Annotated in this window: 23 protein-coding genes; 17 read left to right on the forward strand and 6 right to left on the reverse strand. The window is 66.4% G+C overall.

Annotation, left to right across the window (positions count from 1 at the left end):
• Nucleotides 1-34: 34 nt before the first annotated feature.
• The 4 genes from ACCQ12_RS13700 to murU all read left to right on the forward strand — a co-directional run bounded on the left by ACCQ12_RS13700 (nucleotide 35) and on the right by murU (nucleotide 4,095).
• A complete protein-coding gene (locus ACCQ12_RS13700; protein ID WP_372381974.1) occupies nucleotides 35-1,528 on the forward strand; it encodes a M20 family metallopeptidase in 1,494 nt (497 codons plus the stop codon).
• A 520-nt stretch (nucleotides 1,529-2,048) separates the two neighbouring features.
• Complete coding sequence (locus ACCQ12_RS13705; protein WP_039404677.1) at nucleotides 2,049-2,321, forward strand: GlsB/YeaQ/YmgE family stress response membrane protein; 273 nt, start codon at nucleotides 2,049-2,051, stop codon at nucleotides 2,319-2,321.
• 47 nt (nucleotides 2,322-2,368) lie between these two features.
• The gene (locus tag ACCQ12_RS13710; protein ID WP_372381975.1) at nucleotides 2,369-3,388 is read left to right on the forward strand and encodes an aminoglycoside phosphotransferase family protein; all 1,020 of its coding nucleotides are present in this window, start codon (nucleotides 2,369-2,371) and stop codon (nucleotides 3,386-3,388) included.
• Complete coding sequence (gene murU / locus ACCQ12_RS13715; protein ID WP_372381976.1) at nucleotides 3,385-4,095, forward strand: N-acetylmuramate alpha-1-phosphate uridylyltransferase MurU; 711 nt, start codon at nucleotides 3,385-3,387, stop codon at nucleotides 4,093-4,095. Before ACCQ12_RS13710 ends, murU begins: the two co-directional genes overlap by 4 nt.
• 391 nt (nucleotides 4,096-4,486) lie before the next feature.
• Here murU and hda read toward each other — a convergent pair whose 3' ends face one another.
• The 3 genes from hda to ACCQ12_RS13730 are packed head-to-tail and all read right to left on the reverse strand — an operon-like array spanning nucleotide 4,487 to nucleotide 7,460.
• A complete protein-coding gene (gene hda, locus ACCQ12_RS13720) occupies nucleotides 4,487-5,188 on the reverse strand; it encodes a DnaA regulatory inactivator Hda (protein ID WP_047693831.1) in 702 nt (233 codons plus the stop codon).
• On the reverse strand, nucleotides 5,185-6,351 hold the full coding sequence (locus tag ACCQ12_RS13725) for an AI-2E family transporter (protein ID WP_039404666.1): 1,167 nt from the start codon (nucleotides 6,349-6,351) through the stop codon (nucleotides 5,185-5,187). The genes hda and ACCQ12_RS13725 overlap by 4 nt, the downstream gene beginning before the upstream one ends.
• The gene (locus ACCQ12_RS13730) at nucleotides 6,348-7,460 is read right to left on the reverse strand and encodes a DUF2066 domain-containing protein (protein ID WP_372381977.1); all 1,113 of its coding nucleotides are present in this window, start codon (nucleotides 7,458-7,460) and stop codon (nucleotides 6,348-6,350) included. The genes ACCQ12_RS13725 and ACCQ12_RS13730 overlap by 4 nt, the downstream gene beginning before the upstream one ends.
• Before the next feature lie 22 nt (nucleotides 7,461-7,482).
• On the opposite strand from ACCQ12_RS13730, the gene purM reads away from it, so the two are divergent.
• From purM to ACCQ12_RS13760, 6 genes are all read left to right on the forward strand, one after another.
• Complete coding sequence (gene purM, locus ACCQ12_RS13735) at nucleotides 7,483-8,616, forward strand: phosphoribosylformylglycinamidine cyclo-ligase (RefSeq protein ID WP_179454331.1); 1,134 nt, start codon at nucleotides 7,483-7,485, stop codon at nucleotides 8,614-8,616.
• A gap of 13 nt (nucleotides 8,617-8,629) precedes the next feature.
• Complete coding sequence (locus ACCQ12_RS13740) at nucleotides 8,630-9,088, forward strand: hypothetical protein (protein ID WP_372381978.1); 459 nt, start codon at nucleotides 8,630-8,632, stop codon at nucleotides 9,086-9,088.
• A 22-nt stretch (nucleotides 9,089-9,110) separates the two neighbouring features.
• Nucleotides 9,111-9,728 (forward strand): DUF2238 domain-containing protein, encoded by a 618-nt coding sequence (locus ACCQ12_RS13745; protein WP_372381979.1) that lies wholly within the window; start codon nucleotides 9,111-9,113, stop codon nucleotides 9,726-9,728.
• A complete protein-coding gene (gene purN, locus ACCQ12_RS13750; protein WP_047693837.1) occupies nucleotides 9,715-10,383 on the forward strand; it encodes a phosphoribosylglycinamide formyltransferase in 669 nt (222 codons plus the stop codon). The genes ACCQ12_RS13745 and purN overlap by 14 nt, the downstream gene beginning before the upstream one ends.
• A gap of 65 nt (nucleotides 10,384-10,448) precedes the next feature.
• Complete coding sequence (locus tag ACCQ12_RS13755; RefSeq protein ID WP_372381980.1) at nucleotides 10,449-11,276, forward strand: DUF3108 domain-containing protein; 828 nt, start codon at nucleotides 10,449-10,451, stop codon at nucleotides 11,274-11,276.
• A gap of 2 nt (nucleotides 11,277-11,278) precedes the next feature.
• Nucleotides 11,279-11,965 (forward strand): DUF3108 domain-containing protein, encoded by a 687-nt coding sequence (locus ACCQ12_RS13760; RefSeq protein WP_166745282.1) that lies wholly within the window; start codon nucleotides 11,279-11,281, stop codon nucleotides 11,963-11,965.
• Nucleotides 11,966-12,483: 518 nt separating this feature from the next.
• Here the strand turns inward: ACCQ12_RS13760 and ACCQ12_RS13765 are convergent.
• From ACCQ12_RS13765 to ACCQ12_RS13775, 3 genes are all read right to left on the reverse strand, one after another.
• Complete coding sequence (locus ACCQ12_RS13765) at nucleotides 12,484-12,807, reverse strand: hypothetical protein (RefSeq protein WP_047693841.1); 324 nt, start codon at nucleotides 12,805-12,807, stop codon at nucleotides 12,484-12,486.
• A complete protein-coding gene (gene murA / locus ACCQ12_RS13770; protein ID WP_372381981.1) occupies nucleotides 12,804-14,078 on the reverse strand; it encodes a UDP-N-acetylglucosamine 1-carboxyvinyltransferase in 1,275 nt (424 codons plus the stop codon). Before murA ends, ACCQ12_RS13765 begins: the two co-directional genes overlap by 4 nt.
• 233 nt (nucleotides 14,079-14,311) lie before the next feature.
• On the reverse strand, nucleotides 14,312-14,539 hold the full coding sequence (locus ACCQ12_RS13775) for a BolA family protein (RefSeq protein ID WP_046964476.1): 228 nt from the start codon (nucleotides 14,537-14,539) through the stop codon (nucleotides 14,312-14,314).
• Nucleotides 14,540-14,592: 53 nt separating this feature from the next.
• On the opposite strand from ACCQ12_RS13775, the gene ACCQ12_RS13780 reads away from it, so the two are divergent.
• The 7 genes from ACCQ12_RS13780 (at nucleotide 14,593) to hpf (ending at nucleotide 19,899) form a co-directional block, all read left to right on the forward strand.
• Nucleotides 14,593-15,594, forward strand: coding sequence for a KpsF/GutQ family sugar-phosphate isomerase (locus ACCQ12_RS13780; RefSeq protein ID WP_372381982.1), 1,002 nt, complete (start codon nucleotides 14,593-14,595; stop codon nucleotides 15,592-15,594).
• Nucleotides 15,595-15,642: 48 nt separating this feature from the next.
• Nucleotides 15,643-16,191, forward strand: a complete 549-nt coding sequence (locus tag ACCQ12_RS13785; RefSeq protein ID WP_184384920.1) for a KdsC family phosphatase — start codon at nucleotides 15,643-15,645, stop codon at nucleotides 16,189-16,191.
• Complete coding sequence (gene lptC, locus ACCQ12_RS13790) at nucleotides 16,188-16,763, forward strand: LPS export ABC transporter periplasmic protein LptC (protein WP_184438913.1); 576 nt, start codon at nucleotides 16,188-16,190, stop codon at nucleotides 16,761-16,763. Before ACCQ12_RS13785 ends, lptC begins: the two co-directional genes overlap by 4 nt.
• Nucleotides 16,741-17,295, forward strand: a complete 555-nt coding sequence (lptA, locus tag ACCQ12_RS13795; protein WP_372381983.1) for a lipopolysaccharide transport periplasmic protein LptA — start codon at nucleotides 16,741-16,743, stop codon at nucleotides 17,293-17,295. The genes lptC and lptA overlap by 23 nt, the downstream gene beginning before the upstream one ends.
• Nucleotides 17,295-18,014: an LPS export ABC transporter ATP-binding protein gene (gene lptB / locus ACCQ12_RS13800; protein ID WP_372381984.1), complete on the forward strand. Its 720-nt coding sequence runs from the start codon at nucleotides 17,295-17,297 to the stop codon at nucleotides 18,012-18,014. Before lptA ends, lptB begins: the two co-directional genes overlap by 1 nt.
• Nucleotides 18,015-18,054: 40 nt before the next feature.
• Nucleotides 18,055-19,494 carry an RNA polymerase factor sigma-54 gene (locus ACCQ12_RS13805; protein WP_047693853.1) on the forward strand — a complete coding sequence of 480 codons (1,440 nt, stop codon included), beginning with the start codon at nucleotides 18,055-18,057 and terminating at the stop codon, nucleotides 19,492-19,494.
• A gap of 87 nt (nucleotides 19,495-19,581) precedes the next feature.
• Entirely contained in the window at nucleotides 19,582-19,899 is a 318-nt protein-coding gene (gene hpf, locus ACCQ12_RS13810) for a ribosome hibernation-promoting factor, HPF/YfiA family (RefSeq protein ID WP_005913379.1), read from the forward strand.
• The last annotated feature ends 20 nt before the right edge of the window (nucleotides 19,900-19,919 follow it).

The following is a 19,919-nucleotide window of genomic DNA, read 5'->3' on the forward strand; positions in this document are numbered from 1 at the left end:
GAATGTGCTGCTACGTCACGCATTCGGAGCCTCCATGGACAGCGCCAAGATCGACCAATTCATCAGCGACACCTGGGACCGCGAGATCGTCCCCCAGCTGGTCGATTACATCCGTATCCCCAACAAGTCGCCGATGTTCGACACCGATTGGGTGGTCAACGGATACATGGAGCAGGCCGTCACCCTGATGGAAAGCTGGGCGCGGGCACAGGCGATCGACGGCATGCATGTCGAGGTAGTGCGTCTGGAAGGCCGCACGCCGTTGATCTTCATCGAGATCCCGGCCACCGGCCCGGAATCGGGCGACGACACCGTGTTGCTGTACGGGCACCTGGACAAGCAGCCGGAAATGACCGGCTGGGATGCCGACCTTGGCCCCTGGGAGCCGGTGCTGCGCGACGACAAGTTGTACGGCCGCGGTGGCGCCGACGACGGCTACGCCATCTACGGCTCGCTGGCGGCCATCCTGGCACTGCGCACGCAGGGCCTGCCGCATGCGCGTTGCGTGGTGCTGATCGAGGCCTGCGAAGAGTCCGGCAGCTACGACCTGCCGGCCTACGTGGACCACCTGGCACAGCGCATCGGCAAGCCGTCGCTGGTGGTCTGCCTGGACTCGGGCTGCGGCAATTACGAGCAGCTGTGGTGCACCACCTCGTTGCGCGGCCTGACCGGCGGCAACCTTACGGTGAAGGTACTGGAAGAAGGTGTGCACTCCGGCGATGCGTCTGGCGTGGTGCCGTCCAGCTTCCGGCTGTTGCGTCAGCTGCTCTCGCGCATCGAAGACGAAACCAGCGGCCGCATCCTGCTGGACGGCTTGCATGTCGAGGTGCCGGCGGAACGGCTGACCCAGGCCAAGGCTGCAGCGGCAACGCTGGATACTGCCATTTTCGATAAGTTTCCGATGGTGGATGGCCTGGTGCCGATGCATGAGGACCTCACCGAGCTGGTGTTGAACCGCACCTGGCGCCCGGCGCTGTCGATCACCGGTGTGGACGGCATGCCGCCGCTGGCCTCGGCCGGCAACGTGCTGCGTCCGCAGACGGCGGTGAAGCTGTCGCTGCGGCTACCGCCGACGGCCGACGGCAAGGCCTGCGGCGAGTTGCTCAAGGAAGCGCTGCTGCGCGATCCGCCCAACGGCGCCCAGGTGACGCTGGAGCTGGAGAAGGCCTCGTCCGGCTGGAATGCACCGGCCATGGCGCCGTGGCTGGAAAAGGCCATCGACGACGCCAGCCAGGCGTTTTTCGACAAGCCGGCGATGTACATGGGCGAAGGCGGCTCTATTCCGTTCATGGGCATGCTGGGCGAGAAGTTCCCCGGCGCGCAGTTCATGATCACCGGCGTGCTGGGCCCCCACTCCAACGCACACGGTCCGAACGAGTTCCTGCATATCCCGATGGGCAAGCGCGTCACCGCCTGCGTATCGAAGGTGATCGCCGACCATCACGCGGCCTGTCTGCGAGGCGAAACCAGTGGCTCGCCGGTGGCAGCCGACAGCGGCACCCGGCATGGGGGTCACGGTTGCTGTTGAGTTAGCGGTTGAACCGATACATGCGGTTGGCTTGCATCGGTTGATGGGAAAGCTGAGTGGCGATTCGTGCGGGTGCTTGCCTGTGGTGGTCTGGCTGGCTGGTTGGCGATCAGGCTCCTGGTGCGACTTGGCCGCCTGACGTCACGCGTCGCCTGGCTCCGTACCCTCACCCCACCCCCTTTCCCGATGGGAGAGGGGCTTAGGATCTGCTCGTCGGGGAGGATTTGGCAGTGGCTGGCCGATGCAGAGCCGTTGTTTTCCCCCTGAAGCGTCGCCTGCGATGCCGTTAGGTTTGCAAACTTCATCCGCGACATTTTTCAGCGGACATATCTCCTGGGAGGCGACTGGTCGGGGAGATGGCTTCGCACGAAATCAAGAGCGCACAGCGGCAGAAGCCGATCCCTATGCTCTCTGAAGCCGTTGCATCGGCGCGGTCGCTCCTGCGCCCGCTGCGCCCGCTGCGCCAGGTGGCGACATCCGAAATGCTAGGCTGCCGATCCCGTCCACTCGCGGTGCTGCGATGAACAATCTGTTTGGTAGCGATAGCTGGCTCTACATCCTGCTGGTCGGTTTTGTGGTCGGGCTGCTGGCGCGTTTCATCACGCCCGGTACCCAGCGCCTGGGCTGCCTGCTGACCATCGTGCTCGGGATCGCCGGCGCAGTGGTTGCCAGCTGGTTTGGGCGCTACATGGGGTGGTACCGCGCAGGCGAGCCGGCCGGTTTCCTTGGCGCATTGCTCGGTGCCATCGCCATCCTCGCGCTGCTGCGGTTGTTCAGCGGCAGCAAACGCTGAGCGCTGCCCGCGCGCCTGACCCACCACGACACGACAGCTCAGAACACATGACGTCATCACCTTCGGACACTGCACGCGACGCGCTGCGCCTGCACTGGGCGCGCCAGGCCCTCAACGATCCACACGCCACGCTGCAGCGCGCATCCATGGACGCCGGGTTTCGCAGTTACTGGCGCACGCAGGGCAGTGGCGTCGATCGGATCGTGATGGACGCGCCACCAGCGCTGGAAAATGTAGCGCCGTGGTTGCGCATGCACGGCGTGCTGCGTGAGCACGGCGTGCGCGTGCCGCAGGTGCTGGCGCAGGAGTTGGAGAGCGGATTCCTGCTGCTGGAGGATCTGGGCGTGCCGACGTTGGCGCAGGTGTTGACCGACGCCAACGCCGATGACCTGATCGATGGTGCCATCGCGCAGTTGCTGTTGCTGCAGCAGATTCCGCCGCCTGCCGACAGCGGAGTGTTCGGCGAGGCGCTGCTGCAACGCGATGCGGGACTGTTCGAGGAATGGTTTCTGGGACGCCATCTCGGCGTGCAGCTGGACTGTGGCCATGCCGAGCAACTGCAGTTGGTACAGCGCCGTTTGATGGACAACGCCCTGGCGCAGCCACGCGTGTTCACCCATCGCGATTTCATGCCGCGCAATCTGATGCCGGTGGCCGATGGCCCGGCAGTGCTGGACTTTCAGGATTGCGTGATCGGCCCGATCGCCTACGACCCGATCAGCCTGTTCAAGGACACCTCGGTGAGCTGGCCGATTGCCCGCGTGGACGGTTGGCTGCAGCGCTACCACGCGCGCGCAGGTGCAGCCGGATTGCCGGTTCCGGCGCTGGCGCAATTTCTGCGCGATGCGGACTGGATGGGTGTGCAACGGCATTTGAAGAATCTGGGTATTTTTTCGCGGCTGAGCCATCGCGATGGCAAGCATTGGTATCTGGAGAACGTGCCGCGTTTCATCACGTATCTCGACGAGGTACTGCCTCGCTACACCGAGCTTGCGCCGTTGCTCGGCCTGCTGGACGAGGTGATCAAGCCCGCACTGGCTGCACGCGCGCAGCAGGTCACGGCATGAAAGCGCTGATCTTTGCCGCCGGATTCGGCGAGCGCATGCGCCCGCTCACCGAGCGCACGCCCAAGCCGCTGCTTTCGGTCGGCGGCACGCCGTTGATCGTGTGGCATTTACGCAAATTGGCGGCACTGGGCGTGGACGAGGTGGTGATCAACACCTCGTGGCTGGCCGAGCAGTTTCCCCAGGTATTGGGCGACGGCAGCACGTTCGGTCTACGGCTGACCTATTCCTACGAAGGTGCGACGCCACTGGAAACCGGCGGCGGCATGCTGCATGCGCTGCCGCTGCTGGGCGATGCACCATTTCTGCTGGTCAATGGCGACATCTGGACCGATTTCGATTTTGCCCGCCTGTCGCGTGCGCCGGAGGGATTGGCGCAGCTGGTGCTGGTCGACCAACCTGCATATGCAGCGCGTGCGGATTTCGCGCTGGACGCCGATGGCAAGGTACGCGCCGATCTCCCTGCGACGCATACCTACGCCGGCATCGGTGTCTATCGGCCGGCGTTGCTACGCGATTGGCCATCAGTGATTGGCCCGCTGCCAGCACAGGGCAGCACGGCGCCGCGGTTTGCGCTGGCGCCGATCCTGCGCGCGCAGATGGCAGCAGGCTTGGTCGTTGGCATCCACCATGCCGGGCGCTGGACCGATGTCGGCACGCCGCAACGATTGGCGGCGCTGGATGCGCAGTTGCTGCACGACGGCGGCTGATCGCAACCACACCGCTACAACGCCCGGCCGCGCACTGCGCATTGCGTGAATCACCCACATCGATCATCTCGATGGGCCTTGCAGCCAGCCCGAGGGCCGTCGCACCTACTCTTATCCATGCGCACCGACCATCCCGACGGGCCCTTGCCCGCCCACCGTCGCGGGATCTTGAGCGGCATGGATGCCGCGCCAGAGCCCTCAAGGACGTACTTGCGGCGTGTCCCGCGATGATGGGCGGGCAAGGGCCTTGCAGCAGAGTCCCAGACCCTACGCTCTGTAAGCTCTAGGCGTTGTGCCTCAAACGCCTGGACACTGCCATAGATATGCTGATGGGAATCGCGAAGCAGCTCGGGCCTGCGTAGCGGTGAGCGTGGTAACTCTGTCAGCCGCTCTAAGCCCCACGATCCTCAAGCACCCGCCGCAGGAAGGGCACCGTGATGCGGCGCTTGGCGGCCAGCGATTCGCGATCCAGCCGATCCAGCAAGGCCACCAGGCCGGCCAGTTCGCGCTCGCTATGGGTCAGCAGCCAATCGATCGCCGCCTCGTCCAGAGCCAGGCCGCGCCGCTGCGCGCGGTCGCGCAGCACCGCCGCGCGCGCGGCATCGTCGAGTACCGGCAAGCCGATGCGGATGCATTGCGACAGGCGCGAGCGCAGGTCCGGCAGGACCAGGGCCAGGCCATCGGGCATCTGCCGGGCGGTGTAGAGCAGGCTGATGCCGGCCGCGCGCGCACGGTTGTGGAAATCGAACAGCGCCACTTCGTCATCGCGCTGCCCGGCAATGCTGTCCACGCCATCCAGTGCGACCAGGCTGCGCCCTTCCAACGCTTCGAGCGCGTCGCGCAGCCGTCCAGCGGCCGCATGCAGGGGCAGATACGCCGTTGCGCGCCCGGCCTGCTCGGCCGCAGCGCACACCGCCAGTGCCAGATGCGTCTTGCCGGTACCGGCAGGACCGGCCAGGTACAGCCAGTCGCTCACCTGCCCGGCGGCCAGCGCCTGCAACTGCGCAAGCAGGCCGTCGGGCGCGGCGATGTAACTGTCGAAACGCTGGTCGGATGGCGCGCGCAACGCCAATGGCAACTGCGGCACGCTCACGACCGATCTGCGTCCTTGCTCGGGTCGATGATGATGCTGCGCTCGGGCGTGGACTGCAGCACGATGCCGGCCCGCTCGCCTGCATACAGGTCGCTGCGGGTGTACTGCTCATGCGCATAGCGCAGCAGCACATTGGCCACCGCCGCCACCGGCAATGCCAGCAACATGCCGAGGAAGCCGAACAACTGGCCGCCGGCCATCACCGCAAAGATCACTGCGACCGGATGCAGGCCGATCTTGTCGCCGACGATGCGCGGGGTGAGCACGTAGCTTTCCAGCAACTGGCCAACGGTGAACACCACGCCCACGCCGATCAGCAGCTTCAGGTCCAGGCCCTGCGCCTGCACGATGGCCGCCAGCAGCGCGAGCACGATGCCGGTGGTCGCGCCCAGGTACGGAATGAAGCTGATGAAACCGGCGATGATGCCGATCAACAACCCCAGGTTGAGCCCGATGATGGACAGGCCGGTGGCATAGATCGCGCCCAACGCCAGCATCACCAGGAACTGGCCGCGAATGAAGCCGCCCAGTACGTCGTTGGATTCCAGCGCCAACCGGCTCACCGTGCCGATGTAGGCACGCGGTATCACCGCCGCCACGCGCTCGACCAGCCGGTCCCAGTCACGCAGGAAGTAGAACGCCAGGATCGGCAGCAATGCCAGGTTGATCACCCAGGTCACCATCGCAAAGCCCGAGCGCGACACGTAGCCGAAGAAGGTCTTGGCGGCACCGCCGGCCTGTTCCCAATGGCTGCGGATCCAGTCGATCAGCCGCTCCGGGTCCAGCCAGCCCATCAGCTCCACGCCGGTCTTGGCTTCCAGCCACGGGATGGCGGTGCTGATCGCCCAGGCGCGCATTTGCGGCAGTGCATCGATCAGGGTCATGATCTGGCGTTCGATCATCGGTACCAGGATCATCAGCGCCAGCACGAACAACAGCGTGGCCAGCACGAACACCAGGGCCACCGCCACATTGCGCGAACGCCCGGCGCGCTCGATGCGGTCCACCAGCGGGTCGCCCAGCCACGCAAGCAGCAGGGCCAGCACGAAGGGCGTCAGGATCGGCGCCAGCAGCGAGATCACCCACAGCACACCGACGATCACCGCCGCCCATTTGAGGCGACGCAGGAATAAGGCGATCTCGGCTTCGGGAGTCAAAGTCATTTCAGGCGGTACTCGGCGTGCTCGTTTTCGAGAATGATCGGGCCCTCGGTCGGGACCGACACCGAGACCAGGGGACTGTTGTCGCCGAGCATACGGTTGAGCCCGGAAATGCCCGTGAGCAATTCCAGATCCACTTCGATTCGGTCGCCATTGGCGCTGACCGGGCGGATGCTGCGCACCACCGACACGCCCTGCAGCGCAGCGGCAACCCGCAGGTAATCGTCGGCGCTATGGATGCCGGTGATCACCGCGCGGTATACGCCCGGCACCCCCGAGTCCACGCGCTTGGCATAGCGCTTGACCAGTGCATCGGCCGCGCCGTCGGCACCGGCCGCCATCGCACGCCGCGCATCGCCATCGCTGCTGGTCCAGCTGGACAACACATTGCCGTTGTCCACGAACACCCAGTCGGCGGTCCAGCCGGCGGCATTGCGGTAGAGCTTGCCGATCAGTTGCATCGGCGGGCTGTACTTGGCCGAGGCGCGCGACACCGCGGCGGTGTCCTTGCGCCAGATCGCACCGGCCAGTACCTGCTCGGCAGCGGCGCCGCCCGGCAGGCCGAGCCGGTAGCCACGCTCAATGGCGCGGTCGAGCACGCTGCGGGCGGCGTTGGCCTGGGCAACCCCGACCAGGCGCGGACCGCTGCCGTCATCGATGGCCAACCACAGCACCGGCTTGGGCCGCGGCAGCGGCCAGACCGGCAGACCCAGCGCCGCGATCAGTCCATCGACATCGGACTGCCGAAACCGTGCCACCAGGGTGGTGCGGAAGGTCGGCGCACCGGAGCGCGAAGTGCCCTGATCCTGGCGGTAGTCGTAGTGCTCGACGTAATTGGGCGCATTGCGCAGCGCCTGCGGCACCCCCGGGCGGCTCATCACCGCGCGATCGCCGGAGACCTTGCCCAGCACCGCGCCCAGCGCGCGCGCCAGGGCACCGGGGCGATCGGATTCGCTCTGGCTGTTGACCGGCACTTCGGCATCGTAGGCGCTCTGCGCTTTGGCGACGTCGCCTTCGGTACGCAGATCGGCCTGCGCAAAGGCCGGAACGGCGGGCATGGCGACCACGAGGGCGAGAAAGAAAGCAAGACTGCGGCGCATCGACGGTTCCATGGCGTAGGCGTATCCGGGTGAATTGTTGCCCGAATGGGGCGCTAGCGCCAACGTGGCTGTTAAAATCGCCGCCTTTACTGCCGAGCCACCCACGCCCGTGACCAGCCCAACGCCTTCTACTCCCTCGCCCATGACCTACCGCGACGCAGGCGTCGACATCGATGCCGGCAACGCCCTGGTCGAACGCATCAAGCCGCTGGTCAAGCGCAGCTTCCGGCCGGAGGTGATGGGTGGCCTGGGCGGCTTTGGCGCGCTGTTCGACCTGTCCGGCAAGTACAAGGAGCCGGTGCTGGTCTCCGGCACCGACGGCGTGGGCACCAAGCTCAAGCTGGCACAGCAACTGGGCCGCCACGACACCATCGGCATCGACCTGGTCGGCATGTGCGTCAACGACGTGCTGGTGCAGGGCGCCGAACCGCTGTTCTTCCTGGACTACTTCGCCACCGGCAAGCTGGATGTGGACACTGCGGCTGCGGTGGTGGGCGGCATTGCACGCGGTTGCGAGCTGTCCGGTTGCGCCTTGATCGGCGGCGAAACCGCCGAAATGCCCGACATGTACCCGCCCGGCGAATACGACCTGGCCGGCTTCACCGTCGGTGCGGTGGAAAAGTCGCAGTTGCTGGACGGCGCACAGGTACGCGCCGGCGACGTGCTGATCGGCATCGCGTCTTCCGGCCCGCATTCCAACGGCTATTCGTTGATCCGCAAGATCTACGAGCGTGCCGGCGCGCCGGCCGAACACGTACTGGACGATGGCACCAGGTTGATCGACGCATTGATGGCGCCCACCGCGCTGTACGTCAAGCCGGTGCTGGCGCTGCTGAAATCGCATGGCGAATCGATCCACGCCATGGCGCACATCACCGGCGGCGGGCTGACCGAAAACATCATTCGCGTGATTCCGGATGGCCTGGGCCTGGAGATCGATGCCAAGGCGTGGACGCTGCCGCCGGTCTTCGCCTGGCTGCAGCGCGAAGGCGCGGTGGCCGATGCCGAAATGTGGCGCACCTTCAACTGCGGGATCGGGTTCGTGCTGGTCGCATCGCCCGATCAGGCGGCGGCGCTGGAACAGGCGCTGGATGGCCAGTCGCTCGCCCACTGGCGGATCGGCCAGGTGGTCGCCGCGCACGGCGACGAACGCGTGCAGATCGGCTGACCAGGAACCTCGCATGGACGCTTCCCCACCCCTGCCGGCTCCGTCGGCCAGCGCCGACGACCTGCAGCATCTCAAGCTGCTGTCGATCTTTCATTACGTGCTGGCCGGCATCACCGGGCTGTTTTCGCTGTTCCCGCTGATCCATCTGGTCATGGGGCTGGCCATTGTCACCGGGCAGTTGCCGATGCAGGGCAGCAATGGGGAACCCGCACCTGCCGAGATGCGCCTGTTCGGCTGGATCTTCGTGGTGTTCGCGGCCGCCCTGATCACCGGCGGCCTGACCCTGGCCGGGTTCATGGCCTATGCCGGGCGCTGCATCGCCCAGCGCCGGTGGCATCTGCTCTGTCTGATCGTGGCGGGCATCTCCTGCAGCTTCATGCCGTTCGGGACCGTGCTTGGAGTCTTCACGCTGGTCACCTTGCTGCGCCCCCAGGTCAAGGCACTGTTCGGCGCTGCGCCTGCCGCAGGTTGAAATGAAGGCGAGCCCACGCGCCATGCGCCGTCCGAAGCTGGCCGCGTTGGTCGCCACGCTGGCAGTGTTTGCAGCAAGCTGGCTCGCCCCGCTGTGGCCGCTCGAGCAGGCGCTGCACAGTACGTTGACCGTGGCCGGGCTGATTGCGCTGGTAGGTGTCGACCGTCGCTGGCCGATGGACACCGGTGCCTTTGCAGCGATCTGCATATTCATCTGCATGCACTGCATCGGCGCACGCTGGCTGTATTCCAACGTGCCCTACGAACACTGGAGCCGGCAGCTGCTGCACTGGTCGCCTGCTGCGGCGTTCGGCTGGACGCGCAATCATTTCGACCGGCTGATCCATTTGCTGTTCGGGCTGTGCTTTACCCCGGCCGTGATGCAGCTGGCGCTGCGGCGATGGCCGCGATTGACGCGGCGGCAGGCCTTCGCGCTGACGGTGATGAGCATCATGTGCGTCAGCCTGATTTACGAGTGGTTCGAATGGGGCATTGCGCTGCTGCTGTCGCCGCAGGCCGCCGAAGCCTACAACGGCCAGCAGGGCGACCCCTGGGACGCGCATACCGACATGCTGCTGGCCACCCTCGGCAGCCTGGCGGCCTACCCCGTGGTGAGGACATTGCTCAATGCACGCAACTGACGCCCCGCTCCGCCTGGCCGTACTGGCCTCCGGCCGCGGCAGCAACCTGCAGGCCATGCTCGATGCCATCGCCAGCGGGCGCCTGCACGCAACCGTGGTCGGGGTGTTCTCCGATCGCCCGCAGGCGCCGGCCCTGCAGAAGGTGGAGGCGGCACGGCGCTGGAGCGCCAGCCCGCGCGCGTTTGCCGATAGGGACGCGTTCGATGCTGCGCTGGGCGATGCGATCGCCGCCGTGCAGCCGGACTGGATCGTCTGCGCCGGCTACATGCGCATCCTCGGCGAGCCGCTGGTGCGCCGCTTTGCCGGCCGCATGCTCAATATCCACCCGTCGCTGCTGCCCAAGTATCGCGGCCTGCACACCCATGCGCGCGCGCTTGAAGCCGGCGATGCCGAGCATGGCGCCAGCGTGCATCTGGTGGTGCCCGAGCTGGATGCCGGCAGCGTGATCGCACAGGCCCGCGTGCCGGTGCTGCCTGGCGACAGTGCCGACCAGCTGGCTGCGCGTGTACTGGCCCGCGAGCATCCGCTGCTGCTTGCCACCCTCGACCTGCTGGCCAGTGGGCGTGTGCAGATCCACGGCGATGCGGTCCACCTCGACGGTCAGTGCCTGTTTACGCCACTACGACTAGAGTCCGCTGACACCGCATTCGCCTGAATGCGCCAGACGCCCCCCTCATCCTGCCTCGGACATCCTTGTGGGCCCTGTGCCCCAATCAGCGCATGAACGTCCTTCCGATCGCCGCCGCGCTGTTGACCACCGCCCTGCTCACCCAGGCCGGCCCCGGCCGCGCGCAACAGGCCATCCAAGTCCCCGCGCCCGCCCAGCCAACGCCAGTGCCCCCTGCTGCGGCGGCACCGGCATCTGCCGCCACCCTGCCCGCCAGCACCTGGACGCCGCCACCGCTGGAGCCGTTCGTGGCGACCTACCAGGCGTTCTATCGCGGCAAGGAAGCGGGCGACGCCACGATGCAGGTCAGCCACGGCGACGGCAGCCAGTGGCGCATCGACATGTCGGTACGCGGCCGTAAAGGCTTCGCCAGCATCCTGGGCCTGAACCTGGAGCAGAGCACGGTGTTCCGTGTCGACGGTGACACCTACGTGCCGCTCAGCCAGAGCACCGTGCGCAAGGCGGTGTTCTTCGGCAAGAAGGTCACCGGCGTCTACAACTGGCAGGCCGGCACCGCGCAATGGGATGGCGATCTGAAGAAGGAACGCCAACAACCGATTCCGCTGCAGCGCGGCGACCAGAGCGCGCTCTCCCTGAACCTGTCGCTGATGCGCGACGCGCAGCCCGGCCGCAGCCTGAGCTATCGCTATGTCGATGTGGGCAAGGTGCGCAAGTACGACTACCGCGCCGCCGACACCACCGAGGTGGTGCAGGTCGGCGACCTGAGCTACGACGCGTTGCGCGTGTATCGCGTCAACGGCGGCGACAACGAAACCATCCTCTGGATCGCCAACGGGGTTCCGACCCCGGTGCGCATCCTGCAACGTGACAAAGGTGAGGATCAGGTCGATCTCCGCCTGGTCGAATACCAAGGAGCCTGACCATGACATTCTCTTTCCGCCCCAGCGCATTGATCGCCGCCGCCGCCCTGGCCGTGGCCAGCCTGCCAGCGTTTGCCGTGCAGCCCTTCCAGGCCGACTACTCGGCCAATTACATGGGCATGCAGGCCAACGGCACCATGACCCTGGCCGCGGCCGGTTCCAACCAGTGGCGCTACACGCTCACCATCCAGAACCAGCTGGCCAACCTCACCCAGAGCACGGTATTCGAAGAGGCCAACGGCCAACTGCGCCCGGTGAGCAGCAACGACACCTCGTCGATGATGGTCAAGCGCCGCAACGTCACCGCCAATTACGACTGGAAAACCAGCCAGGCCACCTGGGGCGGCGACATCAAGCCGGACCGTCGCGGTCCGGTCAAGCTGCAGCCTGGCGATATGGACGCATTGCTGATCAACCTGGCAATCACCCGCGATCTAGCCGCCGGCAAGCCGCTCAACTACCGCATGGTGGACGAAGGCCGCATCAAGCCGATGAGCTACAAGGTGGTCGGCAAGGAAACCATCACCGTCAACGGCAAACAGGAACAGGCCACCAAGGTCTCGCGCGTGGACGGCGACAAGGAACTGATCGCCTGGGTGGTCAAGGACCTGCCGGTACCGGCGCGCCTGCTGCAGAAGGAAAAGGGCCAGGACGCGCTGGACCTGACCATCAAGTCGCTGCTGCGCTGAGCGCTCTGCGCTTATCCGACCATTTCGACTGGTCCTTGCCCGCCCACCGTCGCGGAACCTTGAGCGGCATGGATGCCGCGCCAGAGCTTACACGGACGTACTTGCAGCGCGTCCCGCAATGGTGGGCGGGCAAGGGCCCTGCAGCAAGGCGCAGCGTCGAGTGTGCGGTGCCCTCACCGCTCGCGGGACACGCCGTTAACCCATCCATGGGGGCTCGGTGGCGGCATCCATTCCGCCAACGGTCCCGCAATCGGTAAGGACACCGCACCAGATAGTTGGCTGATGGTTTGGGTGAAAAGCGACAACACCAAGTCGCGCGGTTCGCTGGCTGCTTATTGAAACCTTGCACACCAGCCATCTCGACTGGTCCTTGCCCGCGCACCATTGCGGGACCCTGAGCGGCATGGATGTCGCGCCAGGGCTACAAGGACGTACTTACAGCGTGTCCTGCAATGGTGGGCGGGCAAGGACCATCCAGCGGCTCCGCAATCACTCTTTCAACCAAGGCCGAGCGCTTCTCAAGGCTTGCCGGCAGCCTTGTCGTCGCCGGTCGTAAATACGGTGCGGCAGTCCACCCGGATCTGCTCATCCGTGCCGCGCCAATAGAACAGGTCGCAATGGCGCTTGCCTTCGACGGTCTTTTTTACCGCCACTGCATAGAACGATTGCGCGATCTCGTTGCGGCTGGCGGTGCCGTCGCCGTTCCAGTCCATGTCCTTGAACTCGACGCCCTGGGTGATGGCCATGCCCACGCTCCATGCGTAGGCCAGCCACGCCAGGATCAGCACGATCACGCCCAGCAGGATCTTGCGCCGGGTGGTGAAGCGTCCGCGCAGGATCATGCGCTGCGCCGGATGGTCGCGCCCAGCGCCCCCAGCTTCTCCTCGATGTTTTCGTAGCCACGGTCCAGGTGGTAGATGCGATCGATGGTGGTGTCGCCGTCGGCCACCAGGCCGGCCAGGATCAACGATGCCGACGCGCGCAGATCGGTCGCCATCACCGGCGCGCCGCTCAGGCGTTCGGCACCGCGCACGATGGCGGTATGGCCTTCGACCTGGATGTCCGCGCCCAGGCGCAGCAGCTCGTTGACGTGCATGAAGCGGTTTTCGAAGATGGTTTCGTTGATCACGCCTACGCCGTCTGCCACGCAGTTGAGCGCCATGAATTGCGCCTGCATGTCGGTGGGAAACGCCGGGTATGGCGCGGTGGTCAGGTTGACCGCACGCGGGCGCTTGCCGTGCATGTCCAGGGTGATGCTGTCGGCGGTGGTGGTGATGGTGGCGCCGGCTTCGGTGAGCTTGTCCAGCACCGCATCCAGGGTGTCCGGGCGCGCACGGCGCACAGTGACGCTGCCACCGGTCATGGCTGCAGCGACCAGGAAGGTGCCGGTTTCGATGCGGTCCGGCAGCACCGCATGGTGCCCGCCGCCCAGACGCTCGACGCCCTGCACCACGATGCGCGGGGTACCGGCGCCTTCGATCTGCGCACCGAGCGCGATCAGGCAATCGGCCAGGTCGGTCACTTCCGGCTCCATCGCCGCGTTTTCCAGCACCGTGGTGCCTTCGGCCAGCACGGCGGCCATCAGTACGTTCTCGGTGCCGGTGACGCTGACCATGTCGAACACGTAGCGGCCGCCCTTCAGGCGCCCGTTGCTGGTGGCCTTGATGTAGCCGTTCTCCACGCTAATCTCGGCGCCCAGCGCCTGCAGGCCCTTGATGTGCTGGTCCACCGGGCGCGAGCCGATCGCGCAGCCGCCGGGCAGCGAGACTTCGGCGGTGCCGTAGCGCGCCAGCAGCGGGCCCAGCACCAGGATCGAAGCGCGCATGGTCTTGACCAGCTCGTACGGGGCGATTTGATGGGTGACCGAACGCGGGTCGACCAGGATCGAGCGGCCCTTGGCCAGCGTGCCTTCATCGATGGTGACCTCGGCGCCCAGCTCACCGAGCAGCTTCACCGTGGTGATCACGTCATGCAGGTGCGGCACGTTGCTGATTTCCACCGGCGCGTCGGCCAGCAGGGTGGCGCACAGGATCGGCAGCACGGCGTTCTTGGCGCCGGAAATATTGACTTCGCCGTGCAGCGCTTGGCCGCCGGTCACTACGATTTTTGCCATGGGAATCTGAGAAGTCCGAAGTAAGGGTATGTCGGGGGAAGGACGTGCGGCCGGACGGCCTTTAGGCGAACGGCGCTGAGACGGGAAACCGAGCGCCACGCTGGGCATTGCCCGGGACGCGCTGGACACCGGCACGAGGTGATCGTGGACCCAAGCCAGGGAGCCGAGGATGCAGCTGCATGCCGATTCCCGTCCCGGCCCGGGCCGCCTGGCGGCGAGCGCGGTTGCCGGGCTCAGCCTTCCTCGGGGGTCAGCGTCTTGAGCTGCAGCGCGTGGATCGCCCCGCCCATCAGCTCGCCCAGGGTCGCATAGACCATGCGGTGGCGCGCCAGCGGGGCCTTGCCCGCAAATGCGGGGCTGACCACGGTGGCCTCGAAGTGCACGCCATCGTCGCCGTGCACGTCGACGCGGGCTTCGGGCAAGCCGGATTCGATGAGTTTACGGATGGTTTCGGCGTCCAAAGGGCGTTTCCTCATAAAATGAGCGCACATTCTACTCTTCACCCGAGTCCTGCATGGCTGTCTCGCCCCTGCCCATCGCCACCGTCAGCGACGCCAGCCTGGTCGCCAGCGGCCAGCGCGTGCTCCAGATCGAGCAGGACGCACTGGCCAGCGTGGGCGAGCGGATCGGCAGCGACTTTGCTGCCGCCTGCCGGCTGGTGCTGGCCTCGCGCGGGCGCGTGGTGGCTACCGGCATGGGCAAGTCCGGACATATCGCACGCAAGATCGCCGCCACCCTGGCATCGACCGGCACCCCGGCGTTCTTCGTACATCCTGGCGAGGCCGGCCACGGCGACCTGGGCATGATCACCGAGGCCGACATCGTGCTGGCGCTATCGTATTCAGGCGAATCGGACGAAGTGCGCATGCTGCTGCCGGTGCTCAAGCGCCAGGGCAACCCGATCATCGCCATGACCGGGCGCGCAGGTTCCACCCTGGCCCAGGCCGCCAACGTGCACCTGGATGTCAGCGTCTCCGCCGAAGCCTGCCCGCTGCACCTGGCCCCAACCTCCAGCACCACCGCCTCGCTCGCCATGGGCGATGCGCTGGCCGTGGCACTGCTCGACGCCCGCGGCTTCACCGCCGACGACTTTGCGCGCTCGCACCCGGCCGGCAGCCTGGGCCGGCGCCTGCTGCTGCACATCACCGACGTGATGCACGCCGGCGACGACCTGCCGCGCGTGCGCGAGGACGCCAGCCTGAGCGAGGCGTTGATGGAAATGAGCCGCAAGCGCCTCGGCATGACCGCCGTGGTCGATGGCCAGGACCGCCTGATCGGCCTGTTCACCGATGGCGACCTGCGCCGCGCCCTGGACAGCGATATCGATGTGCGCAATGCCGGCATCGCCGAGGTGATGACGCGCAACCCGCGCACCATCGGCGCCGACCAGCTCGCCGCCGAGGCCGCGCGGCTGATGGAGGACTACAAGATCAACGGCCTGATCGTGGTGGACGCACAACAGCGCGCGGTCGGCGCATTGAACATTCACGACCTGTTGCGCGCCAAGGTGGTTTAACAGGTTCAGTTTTCAACCGCCGGACCCCGTTCTTACCGATTCGTGCCGATGCCCTACTCTCCCTTGCAGCACCTTCCCGCCGACCTGATCGACCGCGCCGCGCGGATCCGCCTGGCCTGTTTCGACGTCGACGGCACCCTGACCGACGGGCGCCTGTACTACGACCACGCCGGCAACGAGAGCAAGGCGTTCAACGTGCTGGACGGCCAGGGCCTCAAGCAACTCGAGCATGCCGGCATCCATGTGGCACTGATCACTGCACGTGCCAGCCTGTCGGCGGAAAAACGTGGCCAGGACCTCGGCCTGCATGTGCAGATCGGGGTCAGGAACAAGCGACTGGCGGTCCTGGCGCTGTGCCAGGAACATGGCCTGTCGCTGGACCAGGTGCTGTTCATGGGCGATGACCTGCCCGATCTGCCCGCCCTGCTGGCGGTCGGCCTGCCGGTGGCCCCGGCCAACGCACACCCCTGGATTGCCGAGCGCGTGCAGTGGCACACCCGCGCCCGTGGCGGCGAAGGCGCGGCCCGCGAAGTCTGCGACGTGGTGCTGGCCGCGCAGGGCCAGGTCGAGAGCATCATCGAAAGGTTTTCCGCATGAACTGGAACTGGAGAACCACCCTGGGCGTGGTGCTGTTCGCCGCCGCCGTGATCTCCGGCTGGTCGGCCTGGCAGCAGCGCGCGCGCCCGGTCGCGGCGGCAGTGGACGAGTCGAAGGCGGACTACGTACTGCGCGACTTCGAGCTGATCGCGCTGGACAAGCAGACCGGCAAGGAATCGATGACGCTGCGCGCGCCGGAAATGCACCGCAACCGCGCCGACCAGACCTCGGACATCACCACACCGGTGTTCCTGCTGCCCGACAACGCCAACCAGCCGTGGACGCTGCGCGCCAAGACCGGCTGGGTCAGCCCCAAGGGCGACGAACTGCGCCTGCGCGGCAGTGTCGAAGGCGACAGCCCCACCACCGGCACTACCCCGCCAACCACTTTCCGCACCGAAAGCCTGGACGTGTTCCCGCAGCAGAATCTCGCCAAGACCGCAGCGCCGGTGAGCATGAGCCGGCCGGGTATCATGCAGAGCGGGGTCGGCTTCGAGGCCGATCTCAAATCACGCCAGTACAAGCTCCTTTCTCAGGTCAAGACCCGCTATGAACCGAATGCTGCCCGCTAAACTGGCGTTTGCCGCGCTGCTGTTGCCCGCGATGGCCATGGCCAAGACCAGCGATCGCAATCAGCCGATGGCGATCGACTCCAATGCCAACGATTGCAACATGCTCGACGACAGCGGCAGGTGCCGTTTCAGCGGCAATGTGGTGATCACCCAGGGCACGCTGGAAATCCATGCCGACACCGCCGACATCTTCCAGAAGAACGGGCAGACCGACCGCGTGGTGCTCACCGGCAAGCAGGCCACGCTCAAGCAGCAGATGGACGACGGCGCGATGATGAACGGCCAGGCCGACAACATCGAATACCAGGTCGCCAACGAAGTCATCGTCCTGACCGGCAACTACAAGGTCGACTCGCCCAAGGGCACCAACGCCGGCCAGCGCATGGTCTACAACACCAAGACCGGCAACATGCAGAGCGGTGGCGATGGCAGCCGCGTGCGCACCATCATCCAGCCGAAGACCGCTGCGCCTGCCGCAGCCACGCCGGCGCCGGCCGCCAAGCCCGCGGCCAAGCCGCAGGGGAAGAAGTAATGCTGGTCGCCACCGGTCTGCGCAAGAAGTACAAGCAGCGCGAAGTGGTCAAGGAGTTCGGCCTGACGCTGGAAGCCGGCGAAGTGGTCGGCCTGCTCGGCCCCAACGGCGCCGGCAAGACCACCTGCTTCTACATGATCGTGGGTCTGGTCGAGGCCGATGCCGGGCGCATCGAGCTGGACGGCCGCGACCTCACCGCCGAGCCGATGTACGCACGCGCCAAACTCGGCGTGGGCTACCTGCCGCAGGAGCCGTCGATCTTCCGCAAGCTCACCGTGGCCGACAATATCCGCCTGGTGCTGGAACTGCGCGAGGAGCTGGACAACGCCGGCCGTGAGAAGGAGCTGGTTTCGCTGCTGGACGAATTGCAGATCACCCACGTCGCCGATCAGCTCGGTGCGAGCCTGTCCGGCGGCGAGCGTCGTCGGTGTGAGATCGCGCGTGCGCTGGCGGCCAAGCCGCGCATGATGCTGCTGGACGAACCGTTCGCCGGCGTCGATCCGATTTCGGTCGGCGAGATCCAGCGCATCATCATCCACCTCAAGGAACGCAGCATCGGCGTGCTGATCACCGATCACAACGTGCGCGAGACCTTGGGAATCTGTGACCGCGCGTATATCCTCGCCGAGGGGGGCGTGCTGGCGCAGGGGGCACCGGACGCGCTGCTAGCCAATCCCGACGTCCGTCGCGTGTATCTGGGGGAAACCTTCCGCCTTTGAGCGCGTCGCCGCGCCAACGCTTTTTTCAGTCAGTGCCCGCATGAAAGCCCGGCTCCAGACATCGCTAGGACAACAGTTGGTCATGACGCCGCAGTTGCGTCAGGCGATCAAGCTATTGCAGATGTCCACCACGGAGCTGGAAGTGGAGATCGCCGAAGCAGTGGAAACCAATCCACTGCTGGAATGGGCCGATGAAGCGGCGCATGCGGCCAACGAGCCGGCGCCCGAGGCGAGCGCATCGTCGTCCAGCGAAGAACCGCAGCGCGAAGATCCGGCCCCTGCCGAACGCGACGACGACTGGTCGCAGGACGAACTGCAGTGGAGCGGCTCGGGCAGCGGCGGCAGTTTCGACGACGACGAGTCCGGCGACGCCGCCGAACGTGTGGCCGAGTCCGAGACGCTGGCCGACCATCTGTTATGGCAGCTGCACCTGTCGCCGCTGTCGCCGCGCGACCGCCAGATCGGCGCGATGCTGATCGACGCGCTGGACGAGGACGGCTATCTGCGCGAGCCGCTGTCGGCCATTCTGGAGACGCTGGCGCTGGGCGCGGCGGTGGACGAGGCCGAAGTGCTCACCGTGCTGCACCAGATCCAGCGCTTCGATCCGGTCGGCGTGGGTGCACGTACCCTGGGCGAATGCCTGGCGTTGCAGTTGGCCGTGCTCGACCCCGCCACTCCCGGGCGCGAGCTGGCCCAGCAGATCGTCGCCGGCCCGCTGGAACGGCTGCCGCGCAGCGGCGTGGCCGGGCTGGCACACGAACTCAAACGCTCCACCGCCGATGTCGAGCAGGCGGTGCAGTTGGTGCGCTCGCTGGACCCGCGCCCGGGCAAGCAGATCGGCGAACTGGCGCAGGACACCTATGTGGTGCCCGATTGCGTGATCTGGCGCCAGCGCGGGGTCTGGCGGGCCTCGCTGGCTGGCCGTGCGCAGCCCAAGGTCACCATCCACCGCGGCTACGAGAACCTGATCCGCAGCTGCGGCGAGTCCGACGCCGGCTACCTGCGCGGGCAGCTGCAGGAAGCGCGCTGGCTGCTCAAGAGCCTGGAAGCACGCGGCGAGACCTTGCTGCGGGTGGTGCGCTGCCTGCTGCACCACCAGGCCGGGTTCCTGGAATTCGGTGCGCAGGCGCTGCGGCCGTTGACCCTGCGCGAGATCGCCGGCGAGCTCGGCCTGCACGAGTCGACCATTTCCCGCGCCATTGCGCGCAAGTACGTGCGCACCCCGCGCGGCACCATCCCGTTGCGCTCGTTCTTTGCCTCCGGCATCGACACCGACAGCGGCGGCGAGGCCTCCAGCACCGCCATCCAGGCCATGATCCGGCGCCTGATCGAGGCGGAAAACCCGCGCAAGCCGCTATCCGACGCCAAGTTGGCCGATCTGCTGAAAACCTCCGGCGTCCCAGTGGCGCGGCGCACCGTTGCGAAGTATCGTGAGGCCATGAACATTTCCGCCTCCCACGAACGCGTCCGCATCGCCTGACGTTGCAACCACCGCAACGCCGGCCTGCGCCGGGTTTGTCGGATCACCGGAACGGTTCATTGGCCCACCGACCAATGGAGGTATCCGATGCGCATCGAGACGTATGGCCACCAGCTTGAAGTGACCCCCGCCCTGCGGGAGTACGTGGCAAGCAAGCTGCAGCGACTGCAGCGCCATTTCGACCAGCACTGTGAAGTCCGAACGCAGCTGGCCGTCCGCAAGCCGGACCACCACGTGGTCGCCACCGTCAACCTTCCCGGTCGCACGCTGCACGCAGATGCCAGCGGCTCCACCATGTACGCCGCCATCGACCTGCTGGTCGACAAGCTCGACCGCCTGGTGCTCAAGCACAAAGAAAAGAAATGTAACCACCATGCACGCGAGGTGCGCGACAATCCCGCATGACGCTTCCCGCTTGATGCCCT

The organism is Xanthomonas sp. NCPPB 1068 (assembly GCF_041479385.2).
GTDB classification, from domain to species: domain Bacteria; phylum Pseudomonadota; class Gammaproteobacteria; order Xanthomonadales; family Xanthomonadaceae; genus Xanthomonas; species Xanthomonas cannabis.